Genomic DNA, 23,476 nt, shown 5'->3' with positions numbered 1-23,476 from the left:
ACGTGCCGGCGGCTGACGCCCCTGCGGCTGCGGGCCTAGGCTGACGTCGTGGACACGACGACGCCGGTTCTCTACCTCAGCCACGGGGCGCCCCCGCTCGCCGACGACGAGAGATGGACCGGCGAGCTCGCCACGTGGTCGACCGACCTGCCGAAGCCGTCGAGCATCCTCGTCGTCTCGGCACACTGGGAGCAGGCACCGATCTCGGTGAGCTCGACGACCGCCGGAACTCCCCTGCTCTACGACTTCTGGGGCTTCCCGCAGAAGTACTACGAGGTCACCTACGACGCACCCCCTGCGCCCGAGCTCGCGCAGTCGGTGGCCCGCCACCTCGGCGACGTCGGCGGCGGCCTCCACCAGGACCCGTCGCGGGGCCTCGACCATGGCGCCTACGTGCCGCTCGTCGAGATGTTCCCCGAGGCCGACGTGCCGGTCATCCAGCTGTCGATGCCCACCCTCGACCCGCAGGAGCTCTTCGAGATCGGCACGCGTCTCGCGCCGCTGCGCGACGAGGGCACGCTCATCATCGGGTCCGGGTTCACGACCCACAACCTGCGCTGGTTCAACCCCCGCGCCGGCGCCGACAGCGCTCCCCCGAGCGCCTCCGCCGAGTTCGACCACTGGGCCGCCGAGGCCGTCGACGCGGGCGACGTCGACGCGATCCTCGACTTCATGGACAAGGCACCGGCCGCCCAAGAGGCACACCCGCGCACCGAGCACTGGGCGCCGCTCTTCGTCAGCCTCGGCGCGGCGCACGCGGGCGGCGGCATCGACGCGCAGAGCGTCATCGACGGCTTCTGGTTCGGCCTCTCGAAGCGGTCCTGGCAGTTCGCCTGACCCAGCCACTTGCGGACGCGAGATGCCCCGTATGCCGGCCGTCCGGCATACGGGGCATCTCGCGTTCGTCGGTCAGTGACCGTGCTTGGGCCGCTGCTTCTTGCGCGGCGCCGGACGGGTCGCGTCGTCGGTGACCGGCTCGACGTGGTCGGGGACCACGGTCGGGCGCAGGCGGGCCCAGGTCATGAACCCGGCCGAGACGACGAGCAGCACGAGGCCGGTCCAGAGGTTCGCGTTGACCCCACCGGTCTTCTCCAGCTCCTTGTCACCGAAGAGACCCATGAGCGTGAGGATGATGCCGTAGAGCCCGAGCAGCATCCCGATGAAGTTGCGGATGTCGAAGGCTCCGGCGGTCTTCTTGGTGTCAGCCATGTCGAGAACCTCCTTAGAAGGCGACGTTGAGGATGAGGACGAGGACGGCGGCGATGCCGGCCAACGGGATCGTGCGCTGGAACCAGGGTCGACCCGCCTCCTCCGGGTCGACGAGGTCCTCCTTGGGCGTCTCGGAGTAGACGAGACCCTTGAGCTCGGACGCCGGCTTCGGCTCCGTGACGAGCGAGACCGCGACCGACACGAGGATGTCGACGACGAAGGCGGTGGACGCGGCGACGAAGCTCGCGCCCTGGCCCTCGAGCGGGATCACCCCGAGGCTGGCCGTCCCGAACGCGTCCTTCGAGAGGAACGCGACGAGGACGGCGGACAGCGTTCCGGCGACCAGACCGGCCCAACCGGCGGTCGGGGTCATCCGCTTCCAGAACATGCCGAGGATGAAGGTCGCGAAGAGCGGGGCGTTGAAGAAGCCGAACAGCGTCTGGAGGTAGTCCATGATGTTCGAGAACCCGCCGGCGATCGACGCGGTGAAGATCGCGATGATCGTCGCCGCCACGGTGGCGAGGCGCCCGATCCGCAGGTAGTAGTCGTCGCTGCGGTCCTTGCGGATGTAGCGCTCCCACAGGTCGTAACTGAAGACCGTGTTGAACGCCGAGATGTTGGCCGCCATGCCTGCCATGAACGCCGCGAGGAGACCGGCGATGGCCAGTCCGAGCAGGCCGTTGGGGAGCACGTCGCGCATGAGGAGGAGCAGCGCGTCGTTGTACTTGACGTCACCGCTCGCCCCACCGGTGGGCGCCCCGCCGTTCTTGAGGTCCATGATCTCCTTCACCAGCACGGCCGCGACCATGCCCGGGAGGATGACGATGAACGGCACGAACATCTTGGGGAAGGCGCCGATGATCGGTGTCTTGCGAGCCGCCGAGATCGAGTTCGAGGCCATGGCCCGCTGGACCTCGACGAAGTTCGTCGTCCAGTAGCCGAAGGAGAGCACGAACCCGAGGCCGAAGACGATGCCGATGACCGACAGGAACCCGGAGTCGAAGCCGGTGAGTGCCTGGCCGGGCCAGGACTCGAGCTGCTGGGCCGCGGGGGCCACCTCGGCCTTGGCGGGTGCGGCGTCGGCGAACGCGGTGATCTTGTCCTTGAGGCCTCCGTAGCCACCGACGCGGTGCAGGCCGATGAGCGTGAGCGGCAGCAGCGAGGCCACGATGACGAAGAACTGGAGGACCTCGTTGTAGATCGCCGCCGAGAGGCCACCGAGCGTGATGTAGGACAGGACGATCACCGCCGCGACGATGAGCGCCACCCACAGGGGCCAGCCGAGCAGGGCCTGCACGATCGACCCGAGGAGGAAGAGGTTGACGCCGGCGATGAGCAGCTGCGCGATGGCGAAGCTGATGGCGTTGACGAGGTGGGCCCCGGTGCCGAAGCGCCGGAACATGAACTCCGGGACCGACCGCACCTTCGAGCCGTAGTAGAAGGGCATCATGACGATGCCGAGGAAGAGCATCGCCGGGATGGCTCCCACCCAGAAGTAGTGGACCGTCGGCAGGCCGTACTGCGCGCCGTTGGCCGACATGCCCATGATCTCGACGGCGCCGAGGTTGGCCGAGATGAACGCCAGACCCGTCACCCACGCCGGCAGCGACCGGCCGGAGAGGAAGAAGTCGATCGAGTCGGAGACGGCGCGTCGGGCGGCGAGCCCGATGCCCATGACGAACGCGAAGTACAGCGCGACGATGAGGTAGTCGACGACGTTCGCGTCGATGAGCGGTTCAGCAGCCGCCAGGGCTACCGGTGCGAGGGTCGATGGCATCAGCGGCATCCTCCGGGTCGACGTCGGCTCCGTGAGCCCGAACGCCGTTCAACCTACTCCCGCGCCGCACCCGAATCGGGGACGAGCAGCCCGCTGTCTTCGCTGGTCAGCGCGAGAGGTCGAGACGCTCCGAGACCCAGTCGGCGAGGGCGCCGACGGCCGGCGCACCGAGCCCGTGCCCACCCGCGTCGCGGTGGCTGCGCGTCGTCGCGCCAGACTCCCCGGTGAGGTAGGACCACGTCCGGTCGAGCAGCTCGCGGGGGATGACGTGGTCGCCGTCGCCCTGGGCGACGAACGTGTGCGCGCCCTCGAGCCGGCCCGGTTCGACGGACAGCCCCGCGTCGAAGGGCAGGGTTCCGTGCAGGACGGCCACCCCGGCACACCGGGTCGGCTCCGCGAGGAGCAGTCCGCCGGCGAAGGCCGCGCCACCGCTGAACCCGGCGAGGACGACGGGCCGACCGGAGGGCGCGACCTCGTCGAGCCAGGCCCGGAACCACGCGAGGTTCTCGGCGAGCGACTCGGCCACCGGGCGCCCGATGCCGCGGTTCGCGAACCACGCGTAGCCGCCGCCCTCGGCGATGGGAGCCCGGACCGCCGCGTATGCCGGCCCCTCCGGCAGGTGCCCGGCGAGCGTGAGGATCTGGCGCTCGTCCGAGCCCCGGCCGTGGAGGAGGACGACGAGGGGCGCGGCCGGGTCGGTCGACCCTGCGTGGGCCACGACGTGCGTGCCGGTGCGCCCGTCGTCTCCACCGTTGCCGCTCACGCGGACGCCTCGGTGACGATGCGGCCCGCGGTGCGCACACCGCTCCACTCACGGATCGCGCCCGGGAGGTCGAGCGGCAGGACGGGTGCGAGGTCGTCGAACTCGCCCCACTTCTCGGTGGGCAGCATCCACATGATCTCGAACTCGTTGCCGTCGGGGTCCATGCCGTAGACGCTCTTCGTCGCGCCGTGGTCGGACTCGCCGGTGTAGCCACCGACCGCACGCAGGAGGTCGCGGGCCACCTCGAGGTCCTCGATGGCGTCGACCTGCCAGGCGAGGTGGTAGAGACCGAGCCCGCGGGTCTTCGGCGGGACGTTCGGGCCGACACCGAAGAGGCCGAGGTCGTGGTGGTTGCCCGAGCGCGGCAGGCGCAGGAACGCGGCGCCCATGCGCGGCTCGCTCGCGGCGACCTCCATGCCGAAGACGCGGGTGTAGAAGTCGACGGACCGGTCGAGGTCGGCGACGTAGAAGACGGCGTGGTTGAGGCGGACGGGGTTGATGCTCATCTCGGGCTCCTGCTCATGGGCTTAGTTGTAATGACAACTATTCTAACGCAGGGCAGGAACGAGGTGTTCCCGACCGGCTGCCAGCGCCCCTAAGGCGCCGTCAAGGCCCGTCGAGCACCGCCCCCGTGGCTCAGGTCGTGGCGCGACGGTCCTGGGGCGCGTCACCACTGGGGTCGACCCGCGTGAGGATGGCACCGAGCGCCTCCGACAGGGCCCGGACCTGGGCGTCCGACAGCGGGTCGAAGACGTGCTCCCGCACGGTGGCGAGGTGCCCGGGCGCGGCCGCCGCGAGCGCCGCGAACCCCTCGTCGGTGAGCATGGCGTTGATGGCCCGCTTGTCCTCGGGCGCGACCGAGCGCGCCACGAGCCCGCGGTCCTCGAGCCGCTTGACGACGTGGGAGAGGCGAGGGAGCGTCGCGTTCGTCTGGAGGCTGAGGAAGGTCATCCGCAGGGTCCGGTCGGGGGCGTCGGAGAGCATCGCGAGCACCTGGTACTCGAAGTGGGTCAGGCCGCTCTCCCGGCGGAGCTGGGTGTCGAGAACGCCGGGCAGCCGCTCGGCGACGGCGATGAGGCGCAGCCACGCCGTCATCTCGGCCCGGTCCAGCCAGCGCGGCTCGTCCTCTCCCGTCATGCGTCGAACTCTAGCCGCGCGGTCGGGAATTCCTCGCGCCCTCGGTTAGTTGTACCAACAACCAAAGCAGGTCGGGCCGCGTCCCGACACCTCCACCGGAAGGCAGATCGACATGACCAGCATCACCATCTTCGGCAGCGGCACCATGGGCACCGCCATCGCGGGCATCACCGGCAACGGCGACAACGACGTCCAGGTCCTCGGCAAGGCCGACACCGACCAGGCCGTCACCGGTGACGTCGTCGTCCTCGCAGTCCCCTACGGCGAGGTCGCCGGCATCATCGAGGCCCGCCGCGACCAGCTCGCCGGCAAGGTCGTCGTCGACATCACCAACCCGGTCGACTTCGAGACCTTCGACTCGCTCACCGTCCCCGCCGACTCGTCCGCCGCGGCCGTCATCGCCGAGGCTCTCCCCGAGGCCAAGGTCGTCAAGGCCTTCAACACGACCTTCGGCGGCACCCTCGTCGCCAAGGAGGTCGGCCCGCTTCCCACGACGGTCCTCGTCGCCGGGGACGACGCCGACGCCAAGGCCCTCGTCACGAGCGTCATCGAGTCCGGTGGACTCACGGTCATCGACGCCGGCGCCCTCAAGCGCGCCCGCGAGCTCGAGGCTCTCGGCTTCCTCCAGATCACCCTCGCCGCCGGCGAGAAGGTCTCGTGGAACGGCGGCTTCGGCGTCGTCCGCTGATGCGCTGACCTCTTCAGCCGCGACTGTTGCGTCCGCAGATGTGGGGCCCGTGAGCCCCACATCTGCGGACGTTGTCGTATGCCGCCTGCTCACCTCCGCTTGCGTCCGCACCTTTGGCGGCCATGACCGCCAGACGTGCGGACGCAAGCGGGTGTGAAGGACCGGCTACTCGACGGGTTCGGCGACGGCGGAACGGAACTGTGCGGCATACAGGCTGGCGAAGGCCCCGCCCGCGGCGAGGAGGTCGGCGTGCGAGCCCTGCTCGACGATCCGGCCCTCCTCCATGACGAGGATGAGGTCGGCGTCGCGGATCGTCGAGAGCCGGTGCGCGATGACGAAACTCGTCCGGTCCCGGCGCAGCGCCGACATCGCCCGCTGGACGAGCTGCTCGGTGCGCGTGTCCACCGACGAGGTCGCCTCGTCGAGGATGAGCAGCGCGGGGTCCGAGAGGAACGCGCGGGCGATGGTGATGAGCTGCTTCTCGCCCGCGCTGATGTTGCCGGCCTCGGCGTCGAGGACCGTGTCGTAGCCGTCGGGCAGCGAGTGGACGAAGCGGTCGACGTAGGTCGCCTGCGCTGCAGCGACGACCTCCTCGTCGGTGGCGTCCGGGCGGCCGTAGGCGATGTTGTCGCGGATCGTCCCGCCGAAGAGCCACGTGTCCTGGAGCACCATGCCGATCTCGCCGCGCAGGTTGTGGCGGGTCAGGTCGGTGATGTCGACGCCGTCGAGCGTGATGCGGCCGGAGTCGAGCTCGTAGAACCGCATGACGAGGTTGACGAGCGTCGTCTTGCCGGCGCCGGTGGGCCCGACGATCGCGACCATCTGGCCGGGCTCGACGGTGAGGTCGAGGTGCTCGATGAGCGGCCGGTCGGGGCTGTAGGAGAACGAGACGTCCTCGAACTCGACGCGGCCGTGCGGGTCGTCGAGCACCGTCGGGGTGCCGGCCTCGGCCTGCTGCTCGGGGGCGTCGAGGACCTCGAAGACGCGCTCGGCGGAGGCGACCCCGGACTGCATGAGGTTCGCCATGGACGCGACCTGGGTGAGCGGCTGCGTGAACTGGCGCGAGTACTGGATGAACGCCTGCACGTCACCGAGCGTCATCGAGCCGCTCGCCACGCGCAGCCCGCCGACGACGGCGATGGCGACGTAGTTGAGGTTCCCGATGAACATCATCGTCGGCATGATGATGCCGCTGACGAACTGCGCACCGAAGCCCGCCGCGAAGAGGTCGTCGTTCTTGGAGCGGAAGGCCTCGCGGGCCTCCTGCTGACGACCGAAGACCTTGACGAGCTGGTGCCCGGTGAACGTCTCCTCGACGATCGAGTTGACCTCGCCGGTCGACTTCCACTGCTGCACGAAGTGCTTCTGCGAGCGCTTGCCGATGACCGCCGTGACGACCATCGTCACCGGGATCGTCACGAGCGCGATGAGGGCGAGCAGTGGAGAGATCCACAGCATCATGCCGACCATCGCGACGACCGTGAGCAGCGACGTCAGCAGCTGACTCAGCGTCTGCTGGAGCGACGTGGAGACGTTGTCGATGTCGTTGGTGACCCGGCTGAGCAGCTCACCACGTGGCTGGTTGTCGAAGTAGGGCAGCGGCAGCCGGTTGAGCTTGTCCTCGACGTCGCGCCGCAGGTTGAAGATTGTCCGGTTGACCGCGCCGGTGAGGATCCAGCCCATCGCCCACTGGAGCAGGCTGGCGACGACGTAGATCCCGAGCACGAGCAGCAGCACCCGACCGACGGCACCGAAGTCGATGCCGGCGCCCGGGACGAGGTAGGGCATCTTCTCGACGAGGTCGGCGAAGGTGTCCTGGCCGCGCGCCCTCAGGCCGGCGACGATCTGCGGGACCGTCCCCTCGGACGGGAGCTGCCTGCCGACGACGCCGGCGAAGATGAGGTCGGTCGCCCGCCCGAGGATCTTCGGGCCGATGGCGTTGAGACCGACGCTGCCCAGCGCGAAGGCGAGGACGGCATACAGGGAGAGACGTTCGGGACGCAGGAGCGCGAGCAGGCGACGTGCGGAGACCCGGAAGTTCGCCGACTTCTCGCCCGGCTGCCCGATCCGCATGTGCGGCGGGCCTCCCCGCTGGGTGGCGCCGGGTCCGCGCCGCTGCTCGGCGGCCTTCTCCTCCTCGGTGAGGATGCGGTCGGTGCTCATGCCGCTGCCTCCTCTGCGCTGCGCTGGCTCTCGACGATCTCGACATAGGTCGGGCACGTCCCGAGCAGCTCGTCGTGGGTGCCCGAGCCGACGACCGCGCCGTCCTCGAGCACGACGATCGAGTCGGCGTCGAGGATCGTCGAGACCCGCTGGGCGACGACGATGACCGTTGTATGCCGTGTCACCGGTCTCAGGGCCTCGCGCAGCCTCGCGTCGGTCGAGAGGTCGAGGGCGGAGAAGCTGTCGTCGAAGAGGAAGACGTCGGGCTTGGCGACGAGGGCCCGCGCGATGGCCAGCCGCTGCCGCTGGCCACCCGAGACGTTGGTGCCACCCTGCGCGATCGCACTCTCCAGGCCGTCGGGCATCGCGCGGACGAAGTCCTCGGCCTGGGCGACGCGCAGGGCGTCCCAGAGCTCGTCGTCGGTCGCATCCGCGTCGCCGTAGCGCAGGTTCGAGGCGACGGTGCCGGTGAAGAGGTAGGGCTTCTGCGGGACGAGGCCGATGCGCGACCAGACGTCCTCGAGCGTCGCGTCACGGACGTCGACGCCCCCGAGGAGGACGGCCCCGTCGGTGACGTCGTAGAGACGGGGGATGAGGGAGAGCAGGGTGGACTTGCCCGAGCCGGTGCTGCCGATGATCGCCGTCGTGCGACCGGGCTCGGCGACGAGCGAGACCCGCTGCAGGACAGGCACATCGGCGCCGGGGTAGGCGAACTCCACGTCGCGCAGCTCGACCGTGGTGCCACCCTCGGGGAGCGCGACCGGCTCGATCGGCTGGACGACGGTCGAGGCGGTGTCGAGGACCTCGGTGATCCGACCGGCCGAGACCGTGGCGCGCGGGATCATCATCGACATGAAGGTCGCCATCATCACCGACATGAGGATCTGCATGAGGTAGGACATGAACGCCGTGAGGGCGCCGATCTGCATCTGGCCGCCGTCGACGCGATGGGCGCCGAACCAGAGGACGGCGACGGTCGAGACGTTGAAGATGAACATGACGATGGGGAAGACGAGGGCCTGCAGCCGGCCGACGGCGAGCGCGGTGTCGGTGTACTGCGTGTTGGCCTCGGCGAAACGCGCGCGCTCGTGGTCCTCCCGGACGAAGGCGCGCACGACGCGGATTCCGGTGATCTGCTCGCGCAGCACGCGGTTGACCCAGTCGACCGACTCCTGCATGAGGCGGAAGTTGGGGATCATCCGCCGGATGACGAGCGAGACGCAGAGGGCGAGCAGCGGGACGGCGACCGCGACGAGCCACGAGAGGCCGACGTCCTCGCGCAGCGCCATGACGATGCCGCCGACCATCATGATCGGCGCCGACACCATCATCGCCGCGCCCATGAAGACGACGGTCTGGACCTGGGTGACGTCGTTGGTGTTGCGCGAGATGAGGGTCGGCGCACCGAAGCGCGACACCTCCTGCGCGGAGAAGTCGCCGACCCTCGCGAAGATCCCGGCGCGCAGGTCGCGCCCGACGCCGGCTGCGGTCCTGGCCCCGAGGTAGGTCGCCGCGACCGTCGCGGCGATCTGGACGAGGGAGACGGCGAGCATCCAGCCGCCGGCCTCGAGGATGAAGCCGGTGTCGCCCTTGGCGACGCCGTCGTCGATGATCCGGCCGTTGAGGCTGGGGAGGTAGAGCGAGGCGATCGTCCCCACGAGCTGGAGCAGGACGAGAACGACGAGCGGCCCGCGGAAGGGCCGCAGGTGGTCGCGCAGGAGTCGGAGCAGCACTAGGCCTTCTTCCGGGTGGAGGTGGTGCGGGGTGACGTGGCTCGCGAGGCGGGTGGCGAGGTGGGTCGCGAGGCGCGCTGGGAGGCGGGTCGGGTGGTGGGTCGTTGCCGGGCGCCCTCGAGGAGGACGTCGACGAGGTCGTCGGCGGTCGTGGGCTCGCCGCCGAGCATGGGGTGGACGCTCGAGAGGGTGAGCATCCGCAGGTAGCCGATGAAGGTCGTCGGGCTCACCCGGAGCTGGTCGGCGTCCTCGCCGATGAGGTCGACGAAGGCTCGGTCGAGCTCGGCCGTCGCCTCCTCGCGGCGGCGGTGGGCCTCCTTGTCGTGCTTCGGTGGCTGCATCGGCTGCCCCGAGGACGCCAGCGCCGTCATGAGGGCGAAGACGCCGCGCAGGTGCTCCTGCAGGAGGGTCACCGCGGCGGCGAGCCGCTCGGGCAGGGGGAGGCCGCGGTCGACTCCGGCGAGCTCGAGCAGGAGCGCCGTGTTGTCGAAGGCGCCGTGGACGGTGGCCTCGAGCAGCGCGTCCTTGCTCTCGAAGACACGGAAGATCGTCCCCTCGGCGATCCCCGCCGCCTTTGCGATCTCCTTGGTGCTCACGGCGCGACCCCTGTCACGCAGCAGCGGGAGGGTCGCGGCGATGATCGAGGCCCGACGATCGTCGGGGGTCATGGCGGGGGCGCGCGGGGTCACGTCCTCAAGTATGAGTGAGTGAGCACTCACTCACAACTGGCTTTCTCCCGTGCTCAGTCAGGCGGCGGGGTGGCCTTCGAGGAGGCCGTCACTCACTTCACAGGGCGGCCGGGGTCCGCTGTTCGTCCTCGTCGTCGCCGTCGTCGCCCACGCTGGTCTCGCCACTCGAGCCGGCCTCGTCACCGGAGCCGGCGACGCTGGCGTCGGTGCGCCCGCCGTCGAGGTCGTCGTTGACGTCCGGGGTGTCGGGCACACCGTCGGCACCGCCTAGGGCTGCGTCGGGGTTGAGGCTGCTCGACCCTGCCTCCGAGACGGTGCCGCCCCGGTCGTCGTTGCCGCTCTGGTCGTCGCTGCCCTCGTGCTCGCTGGGCTCGTCGTGGTGAGTCATGCCTCCAACATAGGTCGTCCACCGCCCGGAGGCGTGCCCACGCGTCGACCGCGTGAGCACGCCCCGTTGTGAGCACGCCCCGTTGTGAGCACGCCCCGTCGGGACAGGCTGACGTCCCGCTCAGTCGTCCGCGTGCAGCTGGCCCCGCACGGCGCCGCCGGGGAACTCGCCGTTGTGGACGTTGACGTAGTAGGCGGCGGGGTTCGCGAGGATGGCCTGGACCTCACCCGCGTCGAGTCCCTTGCCGGCCTCGCCCTCGGTGAGGCAGTCGGCCGCCTGTCCGCCCTGCGGGAACGCGAGGTTGACCTCCACGGGACCGTTGGTGCCCTCGACTCCCTTGTGGATGTGCGCCATGCGTGGGGCGCCGGGAGCCTGCTCCAGCTCGGCGACCTTGCTCACCTCGAGGATGTAGCAGAGCGTCGTGGGATCGCCGTCGATGCCGAAGACATAGGCCTCGCCGCGACCGTTGGGGTCGCCCACGACTCCCCTGGAACCGTCGGACGGCACCTCCGCACGACCGGTGAGGTGGGCGCTGACGAGGGCGTTGCTGTGCCCGGCCTGGGCGGGTCCGGGGGCCAGCATGAGCCCGATGCCGAGGCCGGCGACTCCGGCGGCTCCGATGAGAATGCGCTTCATTGCGGATCAGCTCACTTTCGCAGGGAGGGCCGGGGGTCGACCCTGCGAGGTGTTCGTGGCGGAGCCGAGTCCGGATGCCCGTGCCGGTGGTCAGTCCGTTCGGGCCACGAGCAGGCCATCCTTGGCTGCATCGCGGACGAAGGCGACGACCTCCCGCTCTGTCTCGGCGGTGTCGAGGTCGAGGATCCCCGCGATTGCGCCCACCGCCTGCCTCGGCGTGAGCCCACCGTCCGCCACGGAGAGGTATGCCGCGGTGACCGTCGTGAGCCGGATGACCCGTCCCAGCCCTCCGCCCTGCCGGGCGACGATGACCGAAGGGTCGGAGGATCCGGGCAGGGTGTGCCGCTCCTCGGTGACGTCAGGAGTCGCGTGCCAGGCGATGTCGAGGACCTCGTCGTCGGAGTGCTCGGCGAGCCACACGCGCGCCTCAAGGCCGACCTGCGCCACGTCGCCCATCGCCGGCGGGACCGGGCCGCGCTCGTCCATGAGGTCGACGAACGGCGTCCGGTCGGTCTCGGGCCGGTGCAGCGTGATGACGCCGAAGCCGATCGACTCGACGTCGCGAGACGCGAAGTCGTCGAGCCACGCGGCATACATCGCGTCGAAGTCCGCGGTCCCGGCGTGGTGACCACCGTCGCGCGACCAGGTCTCCGCGTACTCCGCCGGGTCCTGGACCTCTCGCTGGACGACCCAGGCGTCGAGTCCGGTGCCCTCGAGCCACGCACCGACGCGCTCGGTCCACGTCGAGCCGGACGGCACCTCCCAGTTGCCGAGGAACTGGGCGACTCCCCCGGGCACGAGGTGCTCGCCGACCGTGCGCACGAGCCCGGCGACGACGGCGTCACCGGCTGCTCCACCGTCGCGGTACTCGAAGAGCGGCACGTCGCCCGAGCGCGGCGTGATCACGAAGGGCGGGTTGCTCACGATGAGGTCGAAGCGCTGTCCCGCGACGGGTTCGAGCATCGACCCGGAGCGGACGTCCCACGCGCACTCGTTGAGCGCGGCGTTGAAGCGCGCGTAGGCGAGGGCCCGCTCGGACAGGTCGGTGACGACGATCTCGTCGGCGTGGTGGCCGAGGTGCAGCGCCTGGACGCCGCAGCCGGTGCCGAGGTCGAGGGCGGTCCTGACGGGGCGCCGGATCGTCCACTGCGCCAGCGTCGTCGAGGCGCCGCCGATGCCGAGGACGTGGTCCTCGCGCACGGGAGTCCCCGTCGCGACCTCGGCGAGGTCGGAGGCCACCCACCAGTGCCGGTCGTCGGAGGCATAGGGGCGCACGTCGCAGCGGGCCACGACGCCGTCGCCCTCCTCGGAGACGAGCCCGAGCTCGATGGCGCCGTGGAGCCGCAGGGTCGGTAGCGCGCGCTCGACCTCGGCGACGTCGACAGGGTCGCCGAGCGTGAAGAGCCGGATGAGCGTCGCCGCCGGCGCGTCCGAGGCACCGGCGACCCGGCGGGCAGGCAGCGGCTGCTCGCGGCCGAGGGCCGCCGCGGCGAGCGGGCCGAGGACCTCCGACGTGCCGATGACGGTGAAGTCGGCCGCGGCGAGGTCGGCGCGGAGACGGGCAATGAGGGCCTCGTCGACGTGGGGGACGGGGGCGGTCATCGGCTCAGCCATCGAGGAGGCTGCCGAGCATGCCGCCCCCGCCTCCTCCGCTCGAGCCCGCAGGCGGCACCCACTCGCTCGGCTGGACGATGACGAACCCCTGACCGTGGAAGGCGTACTGGAAGGCTTCGCCGCTGCCACCGCGGAGCATCGAGCGCATGTTCATGCTCGACGTGATCTGCGGGGTGAGGCCGAGCGACCACCCGACGCACGCCTGCACGTCGACGTAGGTCGGCTGCTGGCTGCAGTCGAGGATCACCGGCTGGCCCATCGTGTGGATGGCGACCGTCCCCTGGCCCTGCAGCGTGGTGTTGAAGAGGCCGCCGCTCATCATCCCGGCGCCCTGGACGCGCTTGATGTCCCACGCGATCTGGCTGTCGAAGGCGAGCAGGTTGCGGGCGTTGAGGCTCAACCCGTCACCGGTGAGGTCGATGAGGTGGACGAACCCGGCCTCGCTCGCGAAGAAGACCTCGCCGTCGCCGGAGACGCGCATGAGGCTCACGTCCTCGCCGGTGACGACCTTCTTGAAGAGCTTGCCCACGCTGCCGGCCTTCTCGTGGTCGAAGCGCAGATGGCCCTGGTAGGCGACCATGGCGCCCTTCGTGGCGAGGACGTCACCGCCGAGGCGGACGCGCAGCAGCTGGGGGTTCTGGAGGGCGAAGGCCTGCTCGGACTGGAGCTCGAGGTTCGCCTGGTCGAAGAGCGGGGAGCGCATGCGCCCCAGCCTAGGGCCGCCCCTCACCGCACTCCCCCGACCTCCGCCACCACCGGCGCTGTGCCCGCTCCCCGCCGAGCGAGCCACAAAGTGGTGAGCGAGCCACTCATGAGAGCCTCGCTGACCATGATCTGACTCGCTCGGCACGGCTTTCCTGCGTGGTGGGGTCGGACGACGGCGGACGCGCAGTCACCCGTCAGGCAGCATCGAACCACGTGTTGCGGGGCGTCGGGTGGATGCCTTGGGCGCCGAGGATCTCAACCATGCGGCGAGGCCGGGCCGCATCGGCCCAGACCCACCGCGCCATGCGGTGACCACGGGCTCGGATCCGGTCCTCACGTCGCTTCTCACGCCAAAGCACGTCGGCGACCTGCTCGCGCCCAACATCCTCGGTCAGGCCGTACTTGAACCGACCGTCGAACTCACCCATGACGCCCTCCCAACCGAAGTCGCAGTACCCGACGAGCCCGTCGGCATCGTCCACCCGCACCTGCAGCGACGGTCGCGGAATGTTGAGGCGGAACATCTGGACCCGCGACATCGACTCGCCGACGGACATCGCTCCGGCGTCCGCGAAGTCGACGACGAGGGCGGCGCGAGCGCGGCCACGGGCACCTGCCGGGACGCACTCGAGCTCGGCCACGAGGTCCTCGCGCCGGCACAGTTCGTGATGGAGGGCGAAGTCTGCGGCGGCGACGGCGTCGGGGAGCTCCTCGCTCCGGGCCAGGTCGATGACGGTCCGGGCGACGGACGTGACGGTCAGCCCGCCGAGCGTGACGCGCTGCTCGACCGCGCCGATGTGCCTTTTGACGAGACCCGACGAGCGCGCCGTGGGGCGGTCGGAGGTGACAGAGGCGTGGTGCGGCCACGGCGTGATGCGCGGCAGTCCCCACACAGCAGCAGCTGAGGTGTGGGAGAAGACCAGGTGCTCGGCCGCTCGCATCTGCATCGCGGTCGAGCGGACGAACGCACCGTGTCGCTGGGTGGAGTCGAGACCGGCCCACACGTCGCGCCGGACGACGACGCCGTGCCGCACCCGGACCCACTTCGCCAGTCCGTCCGCCTCGCGGTCGTCAGGGCTCTCACCGAGCCGGCGCAGGTCGGCGGTCGGCCGCAGAAGGATGCCGGCCGGCATACGAGGGTCTGGGCTTCGGCACATGCTCGATCCTGGCAGGACCGCCGGGCCGCGACCGTCCGTCGTCCACAGGCAGGCTCGAGCGAGCCACGAAGCGGTGAGCCGACCACCCGTGGGTGGTCGGCTCACCAACTTCTGGCTCGGTCGTGCCGAGCCGGCGTGTGCGCGTCAGCGCTGTGCGGGCACCTCGGCCGGGTCGTCGTCGTTGCGGACGCCGCCCTCGAGGGACTCCTCGACGACCTCGCCGGGCTCGGTGACCGCGCCCGCGTCGGGGGCGGAGGCGTCGAGCTCGGTCGCACCCTCGACGTCGTCGTCCCCACCGATGGCGAGGTCGCGACGCTTCGAGATGGCGACGGCCGTGACGACGATGACGAACGCGACGCCGGCGATGCCGTAGCGGATCGGGGCGCTGGCGTCCTCGCCCACCGACAGGAGCACGATCGCCGGGGCGATGAGCACCGCGACGAGGTTCATGACCTTGATGAGGGGGTTGATCGCCGGGCCGGCGGTGTCCTTGAACGGGTCGCCGACGGTGTCGCCGATGACGGTGGCCGCGTGGGCCTCGGAGCCCTTGCCGCCGTGGTGCCCGTCCTCGACGATCTTCTTCGCGTTGTCCCAGGCGCCGCCCGAGTTCGCGAGGAAGACGGCCATGAGGCAGCCGGTGCCGATCGCGCCGGCGAGGAAGCCGGCGAGGGCGCCGATGCCGAGGCCGAAGCCGACGATGACCGGCGTGAGCGCCGCGAGCAGTCCGGGGGTGGCGAGCTCGCGCAGCGAGTCCTTGGTGCAGATGTCGACGACCTTGCCGTACTCCGGCTTGGTCGTGCCCTCCATGATCCCGGGGATGTCGCGGAACTGGCGACGGACCTCGAAGACGATGGCGCCGGCTGCACGCGTCACCGCGTTGATGGCCAGGCCCGAGAAGAGGAAGACGACGGCCGCACCGAGGAGCAGGCCGACGAGGGTCGACGGGTTGGTCACGAGCGCCTGGGCGTCCTGGATGACCTGGTTGCCGGACTCGATCTGGCCCTGGTCGAGCTTGCTCGCGTCGATGTCGCCGATCGCCGACTGCCACGCGTCGGTGTAGGACCCGAAGAGCGCAGTCGCCGCGAGGACGGCCGTCGCGATCGCGATGCCCTTGGTGATCGCCTTGGTCGTGTTGCCGACCGCGTCGAGCTCGGTGAGGATCTGCGCGGCCTCCTCGTCGACGTCGCCCGACATCTCGGCGATGCCCTGCGCGTTGTCGGAGACCGGGCCGAACGTGTCCATGGCGACGATGACGCCGACGGTCGTGAGCAGGCCACAGCCGGCGAGCGCGATGAGGAACAGCGAGAGCGCGACCGAGCCGCCACCGAGGAGGAAGGCGAGGTAGACCGCGCCACCGATGATCGCCGCGGTGTAGACGGCCGACTCGAGGCCGACCCCGATGCCCGAGAGGACGACGGTCGCGGCGCCCGTGAGCGAGGTGCGGGCGACGTCCTTGGTCGGGCGCTTGTCGGTGCCGGTGAAGTAGCCGGTGAGCCAGAGGATGATCGCCGCGAGGACGATGCCGATGATGACCGCGAGGATCGCCGTGATCCGGGGGTTGCCCTCGAGGGCGCCGATCGCCTCGTCGCGCGAGCCGAGCTCGGCGAACGTCGCCGGGAGGTAGAGCCAGGCGGCAACGGCCGAGAGGACGGCGGCGATGGCGGCGGAGATGTAGAAGCCCTGGTTGATGGCGTCGAGCGCGTTCTGGGTGCCACGGGCCTTGGTGATGAACACGCCGATGAGGGCGGTGATCGCACCGATGGCGGGCACGAGCAGCGGGAAGACGAGGCCGTAGGAGCCGAACGCCACGGAGCCGAGGATGAGAGCGGCGACGAGCATGACGGCATACGACTCGAAGAGGTCGGCGGCCATGCCGGCGCAGTCGCCGACGTTGTCACCGACGTTGTCGGCGATCGTCGCGGCGTTGCGCGGGTCGTCCTCGGGGATGCCGGCCTCGACCTTGCCGACGAGGTCGGCGCCGACGTCGGCGGCCTTGGTGAAGATGCCGCCACCGACACGCATGAACATGGCGAGCAGGGCGGCGCCGAAGCCGAAGCCCTCGAGCACCTTGGGCGCCTCCGCCTTGTAGAGGAGGACGACGACCGAGGCGCCGAGCAGGCCGAGCCCGACGGTCGCCATGCCGACGGTGCCACCGGTGCGGAAGGCGATGCGCATGCCCTCGTCGCGACCGTTCTCACCGCGCGCGGCCGCGGCGACGCGGACGTTGGCCTTGGTGGCGAGCTTCATGCCGAGGTAGCCGATCGACGCCGAGAAGAGCGCGCCGACGACGAAGAAGCCCGAGCGGCCCAGCTTGACGCCCCAGTCGGGGGCCGGCAGGAGGAGGAGCAGCCCGAAGACGAGCACGACGAAGATGCTCAGCGTCCTGAACTGTCGCGTGAGGTAGGCCGCAGCCCCCTCCTCGACCGCAGCGCCGATCTCGCGCATCTTGTCGGTTCCAGTGTCCGCACGAAGGACCTGTGCCCGGAAGACGAAGCCCATGGCGAGGGCGATCACGGCGATGACCGCGACCCCCACGACGAGCGTGACGTTCGATCCGGTGAGGTCCAGCGTGGAACTCGCCTCGGCAGGTGCGAGCGCGAGTGCAGCCATTCCATCCTCCTTGACGGGTGCGCGCCGTCGAGGCCCGGGACCGTATGCCCACAGGCAGGCGCGGGGTGGACCTTACCCGGTGACTCAAGTCACAAGAAGGGGCGGGACCCTGTTGTGACTGCTCTCACGCCTGCGCCGGGTCCGGCGCTGCTCAGGGACGAACCCCGAGGTCAGACGGTGACGCCGGGCCCGGCCGCGTCCTCGTCGACCGCCGCGAGCGCCGCGTCGACGCTGTCGTGCAGCGGGAGGATCTGGTCCAGGCCCGTGATGGCCAGCAGGCGCAGGATGCGTTCGTCCGAGCACACGATGAACAGGCTTCCGTCGACCTTGCGCAGGGCCTTGAGCTGGCCGACGAGGACGCCGAGCCCGGTCGAGTCGATGAACGCGACGCCCTGGAGGTCGACGACGATCTTGTTCTGCCCGGTGGCGAGGCGTTCCTCGAGGGCGGACCGCAGCTGCGGCGCGGTGTAGACGTCGACCTCACCAGCAACCGTGACGATGACGACGTCATCGCGCTCGGTCATCGAGACACTCAGCTTCACTTCGTCATGCTCCTTGTTTCCTCCGCCGTTCGACGTCCGGATGGTCCCGGATCCGCGCCCGAGCGCGGCCCATCGAGCGGGCAGCGGTGTCCGTGCACGGCATTACCGTAACCCCCATGCCGCCATCTGCCGAGCCCACTGCGATTCTTGCCGCCCTCGCGGCGGGTGACCGCAGTGGCCGACTGCGGCACGTCGAGCGCCTGCCCGCCCGACCTGCGCAGATGTCCGACTGGCCCGACTGGGTCGCGCCTGCCGTGCTCGCCAGCCTCACGGGCAGCGGCATCGCCCGTCCGTGGTCGCACCAGCGCGAGGCGATGGACCTCGCGCGCGCCGGCTCGCACGTCGTCCTGTCGACCGGCACGGCCTCCGGCAAGAGCCTCGGCTACCTCGTGCCGGCACTCTCGGCAGTCGTCGACGGCCTCGGCGCGCCGACCGGTCGGGGCGCGACCGTCCTCTACGTCGCGCCCACCAAGGCACTGGCTGCCGACCAGCTCGCGCGCATCGAGGCGCTCGCCATCCCGGGCGTGCGCGCCGCGACCTACGACGGCGACACACCGGTCGACGAGCGCCGCTGGATCCGCGAGCACGCCAACGTCGTCCTCACCAACCCGGACCTGCTCCACCACTCCCTGCTGCCGGGCCACCAGCACTGGTCGCCGTTCCTGCGCGCTCTCACCCACGTCGTCGTCGACGAGTGCCACATCTACCGCGGGGTGTTCGGGTCACACGTCGCCTCGGTGCTGCGGCGCCTGCGCCGCGTCGCCGCCCGCTACCGCGCGCAGCCGACCTTCGTCCTCGCCTCGGCCACCGTGAGCTCACCCGCCGCTCACGCCTCCCGCCTCATCGGTATGCCGGTCACTCCCGTCGAGGTCGACGGCTCACCTCGCGAGGCGCTCACCTTCGCCCTGTGGGAGCCGCCGACGATCGAGGACTCACGACGCTCGGCCACGACGGAGGCGGCCGAGCTGCTCGCCGAGCTCGTCGACCGGGACGTCCAGACCCTGGCGTTCGCCCGGAGCCGGGCCGGCGTCGAGGCGCTGGCGTCGTCTGCGAGGCGACGGCTCGGGCAGGTGGGCGGGACGCCCGAGGCGACGGTCGCGGCATACAGGGGTGGCTACCTCCCGCAGGAGAGGCGGGAGCTCGAGCGGGCCCTGCGCGAGGGTGAGCTGCGAGGGCTCGCGGCCACCAACGCGCTCGAGCTCGGGGTCGACATCAGCGGGCTCGACGCCGTGCTCATGGCCGGGTGGCCCGGGCGGCGAGCCAGTGTCTGGCAGCAGGCCGGGCGCGCCGGGCGGTCGGGGCGCGAGTCGCTGGCGATGTTCATCGCGGCCGACGACCCGCTCGACACCTACCTCCTCGGTCACCCCGAGGCGATCTTCGGGGTCCCCGTCGAGTCGACGGTCATGGACCCCGGCAACCCGCACGTCCTCGCGCCGCATCTTGCCGCAGCTGCGCACGAGCTGCCGCTCACCGAGGCGGACCTGCCGATGTTCGGCACCGGCGCCCGCGGCGTCGTCGACCTGCTCGTCGAACGCGGGATCCTGCGGCGGCGGCCGACGGGGTGGTTCTGGGCGCGCGACGACCGACCTGGCGACCACGTCAACCTGCGGGGCACGACCGAGGTCGTCTCGATCGTCGAACGTCGCAGCGGGCGGGTGCTCGGCACGATCGACGAGGCGTCGGCGCACTCGCAGGTCCACACCGGCGCCGTGCACGTGCACCAGGGCGACCCGTTCGTCGTCACCGACCTCGACCTGGACTCGGCCACGGCGACCGTCGTCCGTGGAGACCCGGGCTGGAGCACGCACTCCCAGTCGCGGAGCTCGTTCGAGATCCTCGGGGCGCAGCGGACGCTCCAGTGGGGCGAGGTCGACGTCTGTTACGGCTCGGTGCGGGTGACGAGCCAGGTGACCTCGTTCCTGCGCCGCCTGCCGTCGGGCGAGGTGCTGGGGACGCACCCTCTCGACCTGCCCGAGCGCTCGCTCGTCACGCGCGGGGTCTGGTGGACGATGCCGCTCGACCTGCTCGAGGCCGCCGGCATCGACGAGGCGCAGGTGCCCGGAGCAGCCCACGCCGCCGAGCACGCGGCGATCGGCATGCTGCCCCTCGTCGCGACCTCGGACCGGTGGGACGTCGGGGGGGTCTCGACCGACCAGCACCCGGACACGGGGCTGCCGACGATCATGGTCTACGACGGATACCCCGGCGGAGCGGGCTTCGCCGAGCGCGCCCACACGGCGTTCGGGGAGTGGGTCGAGGCGACGAGGGACGCCATCGCCCGCTGCCGGTGCGAGCGGGGCTGCCCGTCGTGCGTGCAGTCACCGAAGTGCGGCAACGGCAACGAGCCGCTCGACAAGGACCGCGCCGTGCGCCTTCTCGACGTCGTGCTCATGTCACGTCCCGGCTGACCCGTGCGCCCCTGAGGACCCATGCGGCTGAGACGGGCGAACACCACCCGACCGCGCTAGCCTCGCAGACGTGATCATCCTCGGACTCATCCTCGTCCTGCTCGCCATCGCCGCCGGCATCCTCCTCTTCGAGGGCACGCGCCAGCTGACCGACGGCGTCGACATCGACGTGCTCAACGGCACCGTCAGCCTGCCGCCTCTCGCGCTGCTCATCACCGGCGCCGCGGTCATCACGGTCTTCTGGCTCGGGTGGGCACTCATGCGCGGAGGTTTCCGCCGCAGCTCGCGCCGCCGTCGCGAGGCGAAGGAGCAGGCCGCCCTCGCCGAGCAGCGCCGAGTGGACGAGGAGCGTCGCATCCAGGAGGAGTTCGCCCAGCGCGAGCGCCAGCTCGCCGAGGAGCGCCAGCGCCGGGAGTACGAGACCTCCACCCTTCGTCGGCAGGCCGACGAACGGGTCGAGGAGCAGCATCTCTCGACCGAGGAGGCCCGACGCCGCGCCGAGATCGCCGAGGCTCAGAACGCCGAGCGCTCCGGGGTCGACCGGTCCGGTGTCGACAGGTCCGGTGTCGAGCGCTCCGACGTCGCGCCGACCCGGGAGTCGCCGCGCGAGCCCCGCGCCTGACCCTGCCCACGAGACTCGCGACCCCGCCCGGGACCACCCTGGCGGGGTCGTTCTCGTGCGGCTCCGACGTCTCGCCCTCGCCCTCCTCGGCGAGTTCCCGGATGAACACTGCGACCAGGCTTGTGGGAGCGGTCGATGCGAGCAGACGTGCTGAGGGTCGACTCAGCGCGGGTGCTCGTCGTCCGGGCCCGCGCGAGCGGAGGCCGTGGCCGTGCGCGGCAGGCCGGGCCAGCTGAGGTCGACGTCGGTCGTCACACGCACGAGGACGGAGTCGCCCGGTCCGAGGCCGCAGTCGACGACCCGAGCCGAGTTGCGGCCGGCCAGGAGCACGGCGCGACCGCACGGCTCAGCACTTCCCTCCTGCAGGGCGATCGCCGCAGCGAGGGCCGACAGGTCTGCGGCCGACCGGGCCCTGTGGGCAGCGGTGGCCGCGGCGCCCACGTGGAGTCCGGCGATGCCCAGAAGCAGGAGGACCGCCACGGCAGCGGTGACGAGCACCGTCCCGGAGCCACGCTCGTCGCGACGGGTCACGGCAGACCCTCGGGCACCGCGTGCGCCACTGCCCGTGGCCGCGCCCGAACACCGAAAGCACGAAGGACCGCCGGGGCCACACCTTCGACCTCGGCGCGGACGGTGTCGGCGCCGACCTCGAGAGTGATTCGTGCGCCATCCGGCGCCTGCCTCGCGACGTGACGCCGGACGACCTCGACGGGCTCGCCTCGGGCGAGGAGACGCGCCCCGGTGCGGGAGGCGTCGACGCAGCGCACGTGGTCCGTCGCCGTCGCCACCGCCGCCAGGACGAGCGTGAGGACGAGGACGACGGCCGGCACGGCCACGGCGATCTCGGCCGTGACCATGCCGGCTTCACGGCGACGGGCTCGCGTCACGTCCCCGAGCCGAGTGCGGCGGTGATGACCTTGGCCAAGGCGGACTTCACCGGTCCGGACTTGACCACCAGCATGAGGACCGCGGCGAAGGCACACGCGGCGAGGGTGCCGACGGCATACTCGGCGGTGGTCATGCCTGCCTCGGCACGGGCTCTCAGGTGCGCCCATCGACACGAAAGACGTTGTGTCACAGCTCTACTCCTCGCTCCGGGCGGGGTGCTTTCCCCGTCTCGAGAGCGAGTCCACCTGAGACAACGCGTCAGGGCCAGAGTCCTCCGGACCGCCTGTGGACGGAGGTGACCGGTTGAGCCCGCTGTGGACAGCGAGAGTGCGTCAGCGTGCCTCAGCGATCGCAACGAAGTTGGCGACCCTGTGGCCATCCGCGCGGAAGCCCTCGTCGTCGTCGCAGGTGATGAGAGCGATGCGGCGCACGGAGGTGTTGCCACCCCAGACGACCGGATCGAGGCTGACCTGCTTCTTCGTCGCCACTCTGGTGGCCGTCACGGTGTAGACGACCGGCTTGCCCTTCGAGTCGTAGACGGTCACCTTGTCGCCTCGGTCGATCTCCTGGAGGCGATAGAACACGTCGGCCCGCTTGCCGTTGACGACATGCCCGGCAATGACCGCGGTTCCGCGCTCACCGGGGCGAACCCGCCCATAGCCACTGATCCAGGTGAGGAGCCCCGACGGTGGGTTGACGACGCCGTTGCGTGCCGTGGTTCGCTTCATCGCTCCGCTCACCCGGATGGAGGGAGCCGAGAGGGACATGGGGCCCAACCGCTCCACCGTGCGCTTGGGCTGCACGGTCGGTGCGGGCTTCGGCCTGACCGAGGCGCTCGGTGTCGGGCTCGCTCGCAACGTGGCTGAGGGTGAGGGAAGCGTCGTCGGTATGGACGTCTGCGTGGGCGTCGACGTGGCGGTGGCCGAGGGAGTCGAGTCCCCCGGCACCGAGCTCGCGGCCTGAGGTCGAGGCTGCTCCGCCGGAGACCCACAGGCCTGGGTCAGGACGACGACACCAGTCGCGGCCAGGGCCACACCGAAGGAGCCCGTCACCCGCCGGGCAGGCGAGAGGCGGGCGGCGCCCCACGGCGCCGCCCGCTTCCGCCTGTGCCTACCCATGGCTGCTCATGGGTTGTCGACGCGAGAAGTCGTCAGTGCTCGCCCCGGCGACGCATGGCGCCCGCAGCGAGACCCAGGCCCGCGAGAACTGCGGCGCCACCGAGGATGGCGGGCGTGGTGCTGCTGCCCGACTGGGGGACGTCGGTCTCGACGATGGGGCCGCTCGGAGTGGGCTTCGGAGCGGGAGTCGTCGGGGTCGGGGTCGGGGTCGAGGTCTCCTCCTCCTCACCGGTGCAGACGATGATGTGCGAGATGTCCTTGCCGTCGTCGGTCTCCAGCTCGTCGCCCTCCTCGACGTCCCAGTAGAGCGTGTGCGGGTCGCCCTCGCTGCTCTGCTCGGAGCCCGCCTTGAGGACGACCAGGAGGTAGTCGCCGTCCGAGGTCCACATGCTCGTGTCGAGCCCCTCGTCGAGGATCTTCTCGCAGTCGACGTTGACGAACCCGTCCTCCTCGAGCCACGCCTCCCAGTACGCCTCGTGGTTGGGGTTGTCCGTGTTCGGTTCGGCCAGAGCCGTGCCGGCGAACCCGACCGTCATGAGTCCGGCCACGCCGGCGGCCGCGAGCCCGCGGCTGATCATCGTGAAGTGGCGCATTTGGTGTTCTCCCTGTCCTGCCCGTCGTTCCGGCGA

25 protein-coding genes are annotated in these 23,476 nt (G+C 70.8%); 5 read left to right on the top strand and 20 right to left on the bottom strand.

Going from position 1 to position 23,476, the window contains the following annotated elements; all coding sequences use genetic code 11:
- The first annotated feature begins 48 nt into the window (after positions 1-48).
- Positions 49-837 carry a dioxygenase family protein gene (locus tag N798_RS13165; RefSeq protein ID WP_035949091.1) on the top strand — a complete coding sequence of 263 codons (789 nt, stop codon included), beginning with the start codon at positions 49-51 and terminating at the stop codon, positions 835-837.
- A gap of 72 nt (positions 838-909) precedes the next feature.
- Here the strand turns inward: N798_RS13165 and N798_RS13160 are convergent, their stop codons facing one another.
- From N798_RS13160 to N798_RS13140, 5 genes are all read right to left on the bottom strand, one after another.
- Positions 910-1,209, bottom strand: coding sequence for a hypothetical protein (locus N798_RS13160; RefSeq protein WP_052117337.1), 300 nt, complete (start codon positions 1,207-1,209; stop codon positions 910-912).
- A 13-nt stretch (positions 1,210-1,222) separates the two neighbouring features.
- The gene (locus tag N798_RS13155) at positions 1,223-2,986 is read right to left on the bottom strand and encodes a sodium:solute symporter family protein (RefSeq protein WP_035949089.1); all 1,764 of its coding nucleotides are present in this window, start codon (positions 2,984-2,986) and stop codon (positions 1,223-1,225) included.
- 106 nt (positions 2,987-3,092) lie between these two features.
- On the bottom strand, positions 3,093-3,749 hold the full coding sequence (locus N798_RS13150) for an alpha/beta hydrolase (protein WP_229708372.1): 657 nt from the start codon (positions 3,747-3,749) through the stop codon (positions 3,093-3,095).
- Positions 3,746-4,255, bottom strand: coding sequence for a VOC family protein (locus N798_RS13145; RefSeq protein WP_035949087.1), 510 nt, complete (start codon positions 4,253-4,255; stop codon positions 3,746-3,748). Before N798_RS13145 ends, N798_RS13150 begins: the two co-directional genes overlap by 4 nt.
- Before the next feature lie 130 nt (positions 4,256-4,385).
- Positions 4,386-4,886: a MarR family winged helix-turn-helix transcriptional regulator gene (locus N798_RS13140; protein WP_035949086.1), complete on the bottom strand. Its 501-nt coding sequence runs from the start codon at positions 4,884-4,886 to the stop codon at positions 4,386-4,388.
- Positions 4,887-4,998: 112 nt separating this feature from the next.
- Here N798_RS13140 and N798_RS13135 point away from each other — a divergent pair, with 112 nt between their 5' ends.
- On the top strand, positions 4,999-5,574 hold the full coding sequence (locus N798_RS13135) for an NADPH-dependent F420 reductase (RefSeq protein WP_035949084.1): 576 nt from the start codon (positions 4,999-5,001) through the stop codon (positions 5,572-5,574).
- A 165-nt stretch (positions 5,575-5,739) separates the two neighbouring features.
- Here the strand turns inward: N798_RS13135 and N798_RS13130 are convergent, their stop codons facing one another.
- The 10 genes from N798_RS13130 to N798_RS13085 all read right to left on the bottom strand — a co-directional run bounded on the left by N798_RS13130 (position 5,740) and on the right by N798_RS13085 (position 17,811).
- On the bottom strand, positions 5,740-7,737 hold the full coding sequence (locus N798_RS13130; protein ID WP_035949083.1) for an ABC transporter ATP-binding protein: 1,998 nt from the start codon (positions 7,735-7,737) through the stop codon (positions 5,740-5,742).
- A complete protein-coding gene (locus N798_RS13125; RefSeq protein ID WP_035949082.1) occupies positions 7,734-9,470 on the bottom strand; it encodes an ABC transporter ATP-binding protein in 1,737 nt (578 codons plus the stop codon). Before N798_RS13125 ends, N798_RS13130 begins: the two co-directional genes overlap by 4 nt.
- Positions 9,470-10,159, bottom strand: a complete 690-nt coding sequence (locus N798_RS13120; protein WP_156971740.1) for a TetR/AcrR family transcriptional regulator — start codon at positions 10,157-10,159, stop codon at positions 9,470-9,472. Before N798_RS13120 ends, N798_RS13125 begins: the two co-directional genes overlap by 1 nt.
- Positions 10,160-10,256: 97 nt before the next feature.
- Positions 10,257-10,547, bottom strand: coding sequence for a hypothetical protein (locus tag N798_RS13115; protein WP_035949081.1), 291 nt, complete (start codon positions 10,545-10,547; stop codon positions 10,257-10,259).
- 120 nt (positions 10,548-10,667) lie between these two features.
- On the bottom strand, positions 10,668-11,183 hold the full coding sequence (locus tag N798_RS13110) for a CHRD domain-containing protein (protein ID WP_035949080.1): 516 nt from the start codon (positions 11,181-11,183) through the stop codon (positions 10,668-10,670).
- A 90-nt stretch (positions 11,184-11,273) separates the two neighbouring features.
- Positions 11,274-12,785, bottom strand: a complete 1,512-nt coding sequence (locus tag N798_RS13105; RefSeq protein ID WP_035949269.1) for a DUF7059 domain-containing protein — start codon at positions 12,783-12,785, stop codon at positions 11,274-11,276.
- Positions 12,786-12,789: 4 nt separating this feature from the next.
- Positions 12,790-13,500 (bottom strand): AIM24 family protein, encoded by a 711-nt coding sequence (locus N798_RS13100; RefSeq protein WP_035949078.1) that lies wholly within the window; start codon positions 13,498-13,500, stop codon positions 12,790-12,792.
- A 196-nt stretch (positions 13,501-13,696) separates the two neighbouring features.
- Complete coding sequence (locus tag N798_RS17500) at positions 13,697-14,659, bottom strand: hypothetical protein (RefSeq protein WP_156971739.1); 963 nt, start codon at positions 14,657-14,659, stop codon at positions 13,697-13,699.
- A gap of 144 nt (positions 14,660-14,803) precedes the next feature.
- Positions 14,804-17,269: a sodium-translocating pyrophosphatase gene (locus N798_RS13090; protein WP_052117334.1), complete on the bottom strand. Its 2,466-nt coding sequence runs from the start codon at positions 17,267-17,269 to the stop codon at positions 14,804-14,806.
- A 170-nt stretch (positions 17,270-17,439) separates the two neighbouring features.
- Positions 17,440-17,811: an STAS domain-containing protein gene (locus N798_RS13085; RefSeq protein ID WP_035949077.1), complete on the bottom strand. Its 372-nt coding sequence runs from the start codon at positions 17,809-17,811 to the stop codon at positions 17,440-17,442.
- Between the two features lie 116 nt (positions 17,812-17,927).
- Here N798_RS13085 and N798_RS13080 point away from each other — a divergent pair, with 116 nt between their 5' ends.
- Together N798_RS13080 and N798_RS13075 are read left to right on the top strand one after the other, a co-directional pair.
- Complete coding sequence (locus N798_RS13080) at positions 17,928-20,219, top strand: DEAD/DEAH box helicase (protein WP_035949076.1); 2,292 nt, start codon at positions 17,928-17,930, stop codon at positions 20,217-20,219.
- A 70-nt stretch (positions 20,220-20,289) separates the two neighbouring features.
- Positions 20,290-20,841 (top strand): hypothetical protein, encoded by a 552-nt coding sequence (locus N798_RS13075; protein WP_229708374.1) that lies wholly within the window; start codon positions 20,290-20,292, stop codon positions 20,839-20,841.
- Positions 20,842-21,003: 162 nt separating this feature from the next.
- On the opposite strand, the gene N798_RS13070 is transcribed toward N798_RS13075, so the two are convergent.
- The 4 genes from N798_RS13070 to N798_RS18435 are packed head-to-tail and all read right to left on the bottom strand — an operon-like array spanning position 21,004 to position 22,457.
- The gene (locus N798_RS13070; protein WP_035949075.1) at positions 21,004-21,372 is read right to left on the bottom strand and encodes an Rv3654c family TadE-like protein; all 369 of its coding nucleotides are present in this window, start codon (positions 21,370-21,372) and stop codon (positions 21,004-21,006) included.
- A complete protein-coding gene (locus N798_RS17495; protein ID WP_156971738.1) occupies positions 21,369-21,728 on the bottom strand; it encodes a TadE family type IV pilus minor pilin in 360 nt (119 codons plus the stop codon). Before N798_RS17495 ends, N798_RS13070 begins: the two co-directional genes overlap by 4 nt.
- Positions 21,725-22,108 carry a DUF4244 domain-containing protein gene (locus N798_RS18935; RefSeq protein ID WP_308738187.1) on the bottom strand — a complete coding sequence of 128 codons (384 nt, stop codon included), beginning with the start codon at positions 22,106-22,108 and terminating at the stop codon, positions 21,725-21,727. The genes N798_RS17495 and N798_RS18935 overlap by 4 nt, the downstream gene beginning before the upstream one ends.
- Positions 22,062-22,457, bottom strand: a complete 396-nt coding sequence (locus N798_RS18435; protein WP_035949074.1) for a class F sortase — start codon at positions 22,455-22,457, stop codon at positions 22,062-22,064. Before N798_RS18435 ends, N798_RS18935 begins: the two co-directional genes overlap by 47 nt.
- 37 nt (positions 22,458-22,494) lie before the next feature.
- On the opposite strand from N798_RS18435, the gene N798_RS18430 reads away from it, so the two are divergent.
- Positions 22,495-22,692 (top strand): hypothetical protein, encoded by a 198-nt coding sequence (locus N798_RS18430; RefSeq protein ID WP_035949073.1) that lies wholly within the window; start codon positions 22,495-22,497, stop codon positions 22,690-22,692.
- 187 nt (positions 22,693-22,879) lie between these two features.
- Here the strand turns inward: N798_RS18430 and N798_RS13050 are convergent, their stop codons facing one another.
- Entirely contained in the window at positions 22,880-23,440 is a 561-nt protein-coding gene (locus N798_RS13050) for a hypothetical protein (RefSeq protein WP_035949072.1), read from the bottom strand.
- Positions 23,441-23,476 lie beyond the last annotated feature (36 nt).

This window comes from Knoellia flava TL1 (assembly GCF_000768675.1).
Lineage (GTDB): Bacteria > Actinomycetota > Actinomycetes > Actinomycetales > Dermatophilaceae > Knoellia > Knoellia flava.
This window is presented reverse-complemented; position numbering and strand designations above follow the sequence as displayed.